The following is a 7,813-nucleotide window of genomic DNA, read 5'->3' on the forward strand; positions in this document are numbered from 1 at the left end:
TAAGAAATTGTCTGGTGATGATGGCGAGAAGGTCACACCTGTTCCCATACCGAACACAGAAGTTAAGCTTCTCAGCGCCGATGGTAGTTGGGGCATTGCCCCTGTGAGAGTAGGACGTTGCCAGGCAAGTTTTATTATATAATCAATTGCACAATTCATAAGTGCATGATTAAAATTAAATACTTTATATTACCGCGGGGTGGAGCAGTCTGGTAGCTCGTCGGGCTCATAACCCGAAGGTCGTAGGTTCAAATCCTGCCCCCGCAACCAAATTATTTCAACTATTAGCTAGTTGAAATTTTCTCATGAGAATTTATACAATTTTGAAAGTGGTCCGGTAGTTCAGTTGGTTAGAATGCCTGCCTGTCACGCAGGAGGTCGCGGGTTCGAGTCCCGTCCGGACCGCCATTAACATAATATACATAATCACACATGATTTCTACGGAAATCATGTTTTTTTGTTTTTTAAAAGCGTGTAAAATAGTATCTACATAATCTTTTTGCTATCATGGATGTAGTGTTATAGAAAGTAGGGTGAGTGGTGTGGATGAATTCTCATTTATACAATCAATTCAGCAATCCTATTATAGACAACCAACGCTGCGTAAAGGAGTAGGAGATGATGCAGCTATTATCCGTCCAAGTGGAGAGGATATAGTGGTTGCGAAGGATATGTTAGTTGAACATGTTCATTTTATTAAAAGTACGATGAAGCCCTATCATATCGGTTATAAGGCACTAGCAGCAAATTTAAGTGATATTGCGGCAATGGGAGCAACACCAGCATATTATTTAGTGGCTATATCCATATCTAACGATTGGTCCAATGAAGAATTAGCAGAAATCTATAATGGTATGAAAAGTCTTGCTGATCGGTATAAGGTAGACCTAATTGGTGGTGATACTGTATCGGGAACAGAGTTGGTAATTTCTATAACTGTTATAGGATATGCTAATAGAAATATTTCAAGACTGAGAAGTGCTGCTAAAGAAGGTGATGTAGTATTTGTTACCGGTACCTTGGGAGATTCTCAAGCAGGATTACATATATTACAGAATGCGGGAACGTATAAAGAAGAGGAATATTTTAAAAGAAGACATCAATTACCTAGTCCAAGGGTTGAGTTTTCACTAGGATTACAGCAAATAAATAGGGTAGCACTAAACGATATAAGCGATGGTATTGCAAGTGAAGCACATGAGCTTGCCGAGTCATCTAAAGTCGGTATGGTATTAATAGAGGATAAAATACCAGTTCATCCCGCATATGCGCAATTTGATTCTAATCTTCAATACAATTGGAAGTTATTTGGTGGAGAGGATTTTGAATTACTTGGTACGGTTTCCCGAAGCGATTGGGAATTAGTAAAGCAGCGTGCACAGCAACTTAGTTTACGCTTAACAGAAATTGGCTATGTAACGGATGAAAAGGACGCTGGCAAGCTGTTTTTACAGCAGGAAAATGGTAAAATAATTCAGTTAGAGAAAAAAGGATATAACCACTTAAGTAGGTGACAAAATGGGTAAATATAAAGTGGAAACTAGTAATGCAGAGGAAACAATGGCATTGGCTGAGAAGTTAGTTTCCTTATTAAAGCCTGGTGATGTATTAACTCTTGAGGGAGACTTAGGAGCAGGTAAAACAACATTTACAAAAGGGATAGCCTCAGGACTAGCTATAAAAAGAACCTTAAGCAGTCCTACCTTTACGATAATTAAAGAATACGAAGGCATTATGCCTCTCTATCATATGGATGTTTATCGATTAGAAGACTCGGATGAGGATATTGGATTTGATGAGTATTTTAATGGTAATGGTATAACCGTAGTAGAATGGGCACAGTTTATTGAAGATTATCTCCCTGTCGAACGGTTAAATATAACAATAAAATATTTGGACGAGCAGTCAAGAGTCATTGAATTTGATCCAATTGGTGAGCATTTTGAACAGGTTGTTAAAGCTTTATAAGGTTAAGGATTTGGTTAGAGAAGGAGTTACGTTAGATGTATATACTGGCAATGGACACATCCAATCAAGCATTAGGTGTCGCAATCGTAAAAAATAAAGAAGTAGTTGGGGAAGTCGTGACAAATATAGCCAAAAACCATTCAGTTAGACTGATGCCAGCTATTGAACAATTAATGAAAGAAGTTAATCTGAAGCCAGAACAGCTAGATAAAATTGTCGTAGCCAAGGGACCAGGCTCCTATACTGGCGTACGAATTGGATTAACTACAGCTAAAACATTAGCCTGGTCGTTAAATATCCCGGTGGTAGGGGTGTCAAGCTTAGAGTTATTGGCTTACCGTGCAGTCTTTTCGGATGCTCTAATATGCCCGTTTTTTGATGCAAGAAGAGGTTTGGTTTATACGGGCTTGTATGCAAACAAGCAAGGTAAATTAGAACAAATAATAGAAGAACAGAATACTACTTTTGCTGATTGGTTGGACAGACTCGCAGGCTTGGATAAAAACGTTATTTTCTTAAGCCCGGATATCGAGAAGAATCGAGAAATCATAGTAGAAAAGCTGGGGAGCCATGCAGTAATACCTGAAATGGCTTACCATATTCCCAAGCCTTCTGATTTAGTATTAGCTGCGGAAGACAAGGATATCGAAGAAACCCATGCATTAACACCAAATTATTTACGTTTAGCAGAAGCAGAAGCTAATTGGTTAAAGCAACAGAAGGATAAAGAAAATGGCTGAACTAACAATTAGAAAAATGGAATTAGCAGATATTGATCAAGTAATGCTTGTAGAGCTGGCATCCTTTTCTTCTCCTTGGAATGAGCAGATCTTTAGGCAAGAACTAACGCAAAATCAACATGCTTATTACTATATTATTGAGATTGATCAGAGGATAATTGGTTATGTAGGTATGTGGGTTGTATTTGATGATGCACAAATTACGAATATCGCGATACTCCCAGGGTTTAGAGGACAGAAGCTAGGGGAAAAGCTATTTCGTTTTGCTTTACAACAAGCAATCGGTTTGGGGGCGACTAGGTTGTCTTTAGAGGTACGTGTAACGAATATTGTTGCCCAAAAGCTGTATCGGAAATTTGGACTCGTTCCTGGTGGAATTCGAAAAAACTATTATACAGACAATCAAGAGGATGCTGTAGTAATGTGGGTGAACTTAATATGAAGGATAAATATATACTTGGAATTGAAACAAGCTGTGATGAAACAGCGGTTTCCATAGTAAAGAACGGTAGAGAAGTACTATCTAATGTTGTTGCTTCGCAAATAGAAAGTCATAAGCGATTTGGAGGCGTGGTTCCAGAGATAGCCTCTAGACATCATGTGGAACAGATTACGCTAGTATTAGAGGAAGCATTTAATGAATCTGGTCTAGACTGGGATGATATTGACGCAATTGCGGTAACAGAGGGGCCAGGATTAGTCGGAGCACTTCTAATTGGTGTAAACGCAGCAAAGGCGCTAGCCTTTGCGAAAGGAAAGCCGTTAGTTGGTGTTCACCATATTGCGGGACATATTTATGCTAATCGCTTAGAGGAAGAATTTCAATTTCCACTATTAGCGTTAATTGTCTCAGGAGGGCATACTGAGCTCGTTCTAATGAAAGAGCATGGTAGCTATGAAGTAATTGGCGAGACAAGGGATGATGCGGCTGGTGAGGCTTATGACAAAGTGGCAAGAATGTTAAATCTCCCCTATCCAGGAGGACCGCATATAGATCGACTCGCAGCAGAAGGCGAGGCTGTTATTGATTTTCCGAGAGCATGGTTGGAGGAAGATAGTTTCGATTTTAGCTTTAGTGGGCTGAAATCAGCAGTTATTAACAAAATCCACAATGCCAAACAAAAAGGTATAACATTGAAGCAAGAAGATATAGCAGCAAGCTTTCAGGCAAGTGTAATCGATGTATTAGCAACAAAGACGCTTAAAGCGGCAATGCAATATAATGTAAAGCAAGTAATCGTAGCAGGTGGTGTAGCTGCTAATAAAGGACTACGTGCAGAGCTTGAGGCCAAATTTAAAGAGACCACGATTCCTTTGTTAATACCACCTTTAAGGTTATGTACGGATAATGCGGCTATGATTGCAGCAGCAGGGACAATTAATTATGAACAAGAGAAGCGTTCTGGTATGGATTTAAATGCTAATCCTTCCTTAATATTACGTTAAGAAAATATCCACAGGGTTGTGGCTATTTTTTTCCTTTTCCTGTTATATTGGCTTTTGTCATGTTAATAACAATTGTGGATAACATTGAAATTCTATGTGGATGCTGTGAATAAATTTGTTGATAATGGCTATATTGGGCGTTTGTAAGTGGATAACGTTGTGGATAGTAATGGTTTTCGTAATCCCCTTTGAATGATTGGGTAAATTTGGTAACATCATGATATATAGATAACATGAAAGGAGATCATATGAAACGATTAATATGGATCGTGCTGTTGGGGATAACATTGTTACTAGTAGGGTGTCAAAACAACACAGAGGAACTTGATGTGAGCTCATCACTGGATGTTACACAAAAGATTGACGTGGTGCTGCCTGGTACAGATGAGAAAATAGTGACTATCGAAGACGATCAAGATATAGCTGATTTTGTAAATGCATTGCAGATAGACGATTGGGTAATGGAAAAGGTACCTACTGATGCTTCTGTGGATAGGCAATTCAACATGTACCAAAGCGATACGAAAAAGTTAGGTGAATCTAGTGTAGATAAATCATCTTTATCTGAGGCGGCTCAAATGACAACATACCAAAATTCTCCGTACCTTGATTTCAGTGTGAAAAATATTACGCTTAGCTTTAAAATACCAAATGAGGTAATGGAATATCTTTCAAGCTATCCACAGTAAAGGAAAGGCAGGTTACATAGAGCGTAACCTGCCTTTCTTATTAGCCTTGCAATAGTGTCCATTCTTCCATCAAATTCTCGATTTCTTGTTTTACTTCATTGGTTTTATTGGTATATTCTAACGCCTTTTCATGGTTTTCGTACACTTCTGGTTTTGTCATTTCTTCCTCAAGAGATGCTAGCTCTTCTTCTAATCTTTCAATATCCGCTTCCAATTTAGCAATTTGTCGTTCTCTTTTTCGTTCTTCACTTTGGCGTTTTTTCTCTTCCTTAAAGCTTAATTTCTTTTCATTCGTAGCCTTAGGTTGATTTTCTTCTGCTTGTAGACGCTCTAACTCTTCTTCCTCCTGTTTTTTCTCGATATAGTAATCATAATCGCCGAGATAAACAGTAGCACCATCCCGTTGCATTTCGACCACTTTATCAGCGATCTTATTGATGAAGTAACGGTCATGGGATACAAAGACAATCGTTCCAGGAAAATCAATTAGTGCAGCTTCTAATACTTCCTTACTATCAATATCAAGATGGTTCGTCGGTTCGTCCAAAATTAATAGGTTCGCTTTTTGCATACGAAGCTTGGCAAGAGCGAGACGTGCTTTTTCTCCACCACTAAGGGATTGGACAGGCTTTAACACATCATCTCCGGAAAAGAGGAAATTGCCAAGAATCGTACGAATATCCTTTTCATTGACATGTGGGTATTCATCCCATAATTCATTTAATACGGTCTTGTGTGAGCTTAAATTAGCCTGTTCTTGGTCATAGTAACCAATTTGTACATTCGTACCAAGTTGAATAGTTCCTTCACTAGGCGCTAACTTCCCTAGTATATTTTTAAGCAGGGTTGTTTTTCCGACTCCATTAGGGCCAACTAAGGCAATACTCTCACCGCGTGATACGTGAAACGTTACATCTTTAAAAATCGGGTCTCCTCCTTCATCATAGCGGAAGGAGAGATCGTTAATTTTTAAGACATCGTTCCCAGTTCGTTTCGTAATTTCAAAAGTAATCGAAGCAGAGGATTCATCTCCTAAAGGTCTATCTAGTCGATCCATCTTCTCTAACTGCTTCCGTCTACTTTGTGCACGTTTAGTCGTGGATGCTCGTACTAAATTTCGTTGGATAAATTCTTCCATTTTCTTAATTTCGGTTTGCTGCTTCTCAAACTCTTTCATTTCCTGTTCAAAGTTGAGTGCCTTTTGCGTTAGAAAATCACTGTATGTTCCATGGTATCGCTTCGTGCGGTGGCGTGATATTTCATAAACCAGGGTTACCGTTTTATCAAGGAAATAACGATCATGCGAGACAATAACTACCGCACCTGGATAACTTAAAAGGTATTTCTCAAGCCAGGATAATGTATCGATATCTAGGTGGTTGGTCGGTTCGTCTAATATGAGTAAGTTTGGCTTCTTTAGTAATAGCTTCCCTAATGCAAGGCGCGTCTTCTGTCCACCGCTTAACTCATTAATCGGTGTTTGGTCATCGTAATCTAGAAAGTTTAAACCAGATAGGACAGCCTTAATTTCAGATTCATAGCTATATCCACCGTTCGTTTCAAATTCCTGCTGCAAGCGATCATATTCGGCCAATAATTTCTCTGCATCAGCTGGTTCTAGTTCATGTACTTGGGCCATTTTTGTTTCCATGGATCGTAGCTTCTTCTCTTGTAGAATTAAATCGGAGAAGACCTCTAACATTTCGTTCCAAATCGTGTTAGATGATTCTAGGCCGGTATGCTGTGATAAATAACCGATAGTGAGGTCCTTCGGCTTAATTAATTCACCGGTATCATAGGACATCTCACCAGCCATTATTTTAAGAAGGGTAGACTTTCCAGCACCATTCCGACCTACTATCGCTACTCTATCTTTATCTTTTATTTCTATTTTTATATTTGCTAATATTTCTTCAGCTCCAAATGATTTGGAGAGATCATTTAATTGCATAATTATCATCATGGTCACCTCTAGTATTTTAAGTGTATCCAAATATAGCCGTTCGAGCAATAATATTGTGAATATGTGAAGTTAATCACGACTTAATACAAAAAATCTGATAAAATAGAAATTGGTACTAATTTATACATTATTATTGTTCCATTATGTTTTAAGCGAAGATTTGGATAGATGGTAAGGAGGAATCAGCTTGGATCAAAACAAAATACCACAAGCGACTGCCAAAAGACTCCCATTATATTATCGTTTTTTAAATAATTTACAAATGCAAGGAAAGACCCGTGTTTCCTCAAAGGAGCTAAGTGAGGCTGTCAAAGTGGATTCAGCTACTATTCGTAGAGATTTTTCCTATTTTGGAGCACTTGGGAAGAAGGGCTATGGGTATAATGTTGAATATTTATTAGGTTTTTTCCGGAAAACATTAGACCAGGATGAGCTTACCGAAGTAGCATTAATTGGGGTAGGTAATCTAGGTACAGCCTTTCTAAACTATAATTTCACCAAAAATAATAATACGAAAATTATGCTAGCCTTTGATGCGGACCCGAAAAAAGTGGGGAAAGAAATTGGTGGCGTTCCGATTTATCATATTGATGATTTGGAAGAGAGATTAGGTAATGTGAAAGTAGCAATTCTAACCATACCGGCTCAAGAAGCTGACCGTATAACGGAACGATTAGTAGTAAAGGGTATCAAAGGTATTTTAAACTTCACACCAGCACGTATTACCGTACCCGACGATGTTCGCGTACACCATATTGATTTAGCCATTGAATTACAGGCGTTAGTGTATTTCTTAAAGCATTATCCGTTAGAGAAGATAGATAATGAGGAAGAGGATACATATTAGGAACTTTTGACACACATCTTAGCTAATACATAAAAGGGGCTGGGACATAACTAGCCAAGAATAATAAAAAAATGGTTCCGATCATCGTTTTTGGATGATTGGAACCATTTTCATTAGGCTATTGTCATTTTTTTAATTTAACTCGCTTTAGAGGCGGTG

Annotated in this window: 8 protein-coding genes, 2 tRNA genes and 1 rRNA gene; 10 read left to right on the forward strand and 1 reads right to left on the reverse strand. The window is 38.4% G+C overall.

The window, feature by feature from the left end; genetic code table 11:
• Positions 1–10 precede the first annotated feature (10 nt).
• From rrf to AAIB49_RS18875, 9 genes are all read left to right on the forward strand, one after another.
• Positions 11–126, forward strand: a 5S ribosomal RNA gene (gene rrf / locus AAIB49_RS18835).
• A gap of 67 nt (positions 127–193) precedes the next feature.
• Positions 194–270: transfer RNA gene (locus AAIB49_RS18840), tRNA-Met, on the forward strand.
• A 61-nt stretch (positions 271–331) separates the two neighbouring features.
• A tRNA-Asp gene (locus AAIB49_RS18845) sits at positions 332–408 on the forward strand.
• A 135-nt stretch (positions 409–543) separates the two neighbouring features.
• Positions 544–1,515: a thiamine-phosphate kinase gene (gene thiL, locus AAIB49_RS18850; RefSeq protein ID WP_343458941.1), complete on the forward strand. Its 972-nt coding sequence runs from the start codon at positions 544–546 to the stop codon at positions 1,513–1,515.
• A 4-nt stretch (positions 1,516–1,519) separates the two neighbouring features.
• Positions 1,520–1,969, forward strand: a complete 450-nt coding sequence (gene tsaE, locus AAIB49_RS18855) for a tRNA (adenosine(37)-N6)-threonylcarbamoyltransferase complex ATPase subunit type 1 TsaE (protein WP_339217115.1) — start codon at positions 1,520–1,522, stop codon at positions 1,967–1,969.
• A 35-nt stretch (positions 1,970–2,004) separates the two neighbouring features.
• Complete coding sequence (gene tsaB, locus AAIB49_RS18860) at positions 2,005–2,709, forward strand: tRNA (adenosine(37)-N6)-threonylcarbamoyltransferase complex dimerization subunit type 1 TsaB (RefSeq protein WP_339217114.1); 705 nt, start codon at positions 2,005–2,007, stop codon at positions 2,707–2,709.
• Positions 2,702–3,151 (forward strand): ribosomal protein S18-alanine N-acetyltransferase, encoded by a 450-nt coding sequence (rimI, locus tag AAIB49_RS18865; protein WP_339217113.1) that lies wholly within the window; start codon positions 2,702–2,704, stop codon positions 3,149–3,151. The genes tsaB and rimI overlap by 8 nt, the downstream gene beginning before the upstream one ends.
• Positions 3,148–4,155, forward strand: a complete 1,008-nt coding sequence (gene tsaD / locus AAIB49_RS18870; RefSeq protein WP_339217112.1) for a tRNA (adenosine(37)-N6)-threonylcarbamoyltransferase complex transferase subunit TsaD — start codon at positions 3,148–3,150, stop codon at positions 4,153–4,155. Before rimI ends, tsaD begins: the two co-directional genes overlap by 4 nt.
• A 248-nt stretch (positions 4,156–4,403) precedes the next feature.
• Positions 4,404–4,844 (forward strand): hypothetical protein, encoded by a 441-nt coding sequence (locus AAIB49_RS18875; RefSeq protein WP_339217111.1) that lies wholly within the window; start codon positions 4,404–4,406, stop codon positions 4,842–4,844.
• A 40-nt stretch (positions 4,845–4,884) separates the two neighbouring features.
• Here the strand turns inward: AAIB49_RS18875 and AAIB49_RS18880 are convergent, their stop codons facing one another.
• Positions 4,885–6,804 (reverse strand): ABC-F family ATP-binding cassette domain-containing protein, encoded by a 1,920-nt coding sequence (locus AAIB49_RS18880; protein ID WP_343458942.1) that lies wholly within the window; start codon positions 6,802–6,804, stop codon positions 4,885–4,887.
• Between the two features lie 190 nt (positions 6,805–6,994).
• Between AAIB49_RS18880 and AAIB49_RS18885 the strand changes: the two genes are divergently transcribed.
• Positions 6,995–7,654 carry a redox-sensing transcriptional repressor Rex gene (locus tag AAIB49_RS18885; RefSeq protein WP_445254527.1) on the forward strand — a complete coding sequence of 220 codons (660 nt, stop codon included), beginning with the start codon at positions 6,995–6,997 and terminating at the stop codon, positions 7,652–7,654.
• The last annotated feature ends 159 nt before the right edge of the window (positions 7,655–7,813 follow it).

Origin of the sequence: Ornithinibacillus proteolyticus (genome assembly GCF_039581225.1) — a bacterium.
Taxonomy (GTDB): Bacteria; Bacillota; Bacilli; order Bacillales; family Amphibacillaceae; genus Ornithinibacillus; species Ornithinibacillus massiliensis.

What these genes read in the sequence shown, in the direction of transcription:
- tsaE (WP_339217115.1), top strand. Translation starts at nt 1,520, where the DNA reads ATGGGTAAATATAAAGTGGAAACTAGTAATGCAGAGGAAACAATGGCA.
- tsaB (WP_339217114.1), top strand. Translation starts at nt 2,005, where the DNA reads ATGTATATACTGGCAATGGACACATCCAATCAAGCATTAGGTGTCGCA.
- rimI (WP_339217113.1), top strand. Translation starts at nt 2,702, where the DNA reads ATGGCTGAACTAACAATTAGAAAAATGGAATTAGCAGATATTGATCAA.
- tsaD (WP_339217112.1), top strand. Translation starts at nt 3,148, where the DNA reads ATGAAGGATAAATATATACTTGGAATTGAAACAAGCTGTGATGAAACA.
- AAIB49_RS18875 (WP_339217111.1), top strand. Translation starts at nt 4,404, where the DNA reads ATGAAACGATTAATATGGATCGTGCTGTTGGGGATAACATTGTTACTA.
- AAIB49_RS18880 (WP_343458942.1), bottom strand. Translation starts at nt 6,804, where the DNA reads ATGATAATTATGCAATTAAATGATCTCTCCAAATCATTTGGAGCTGAA.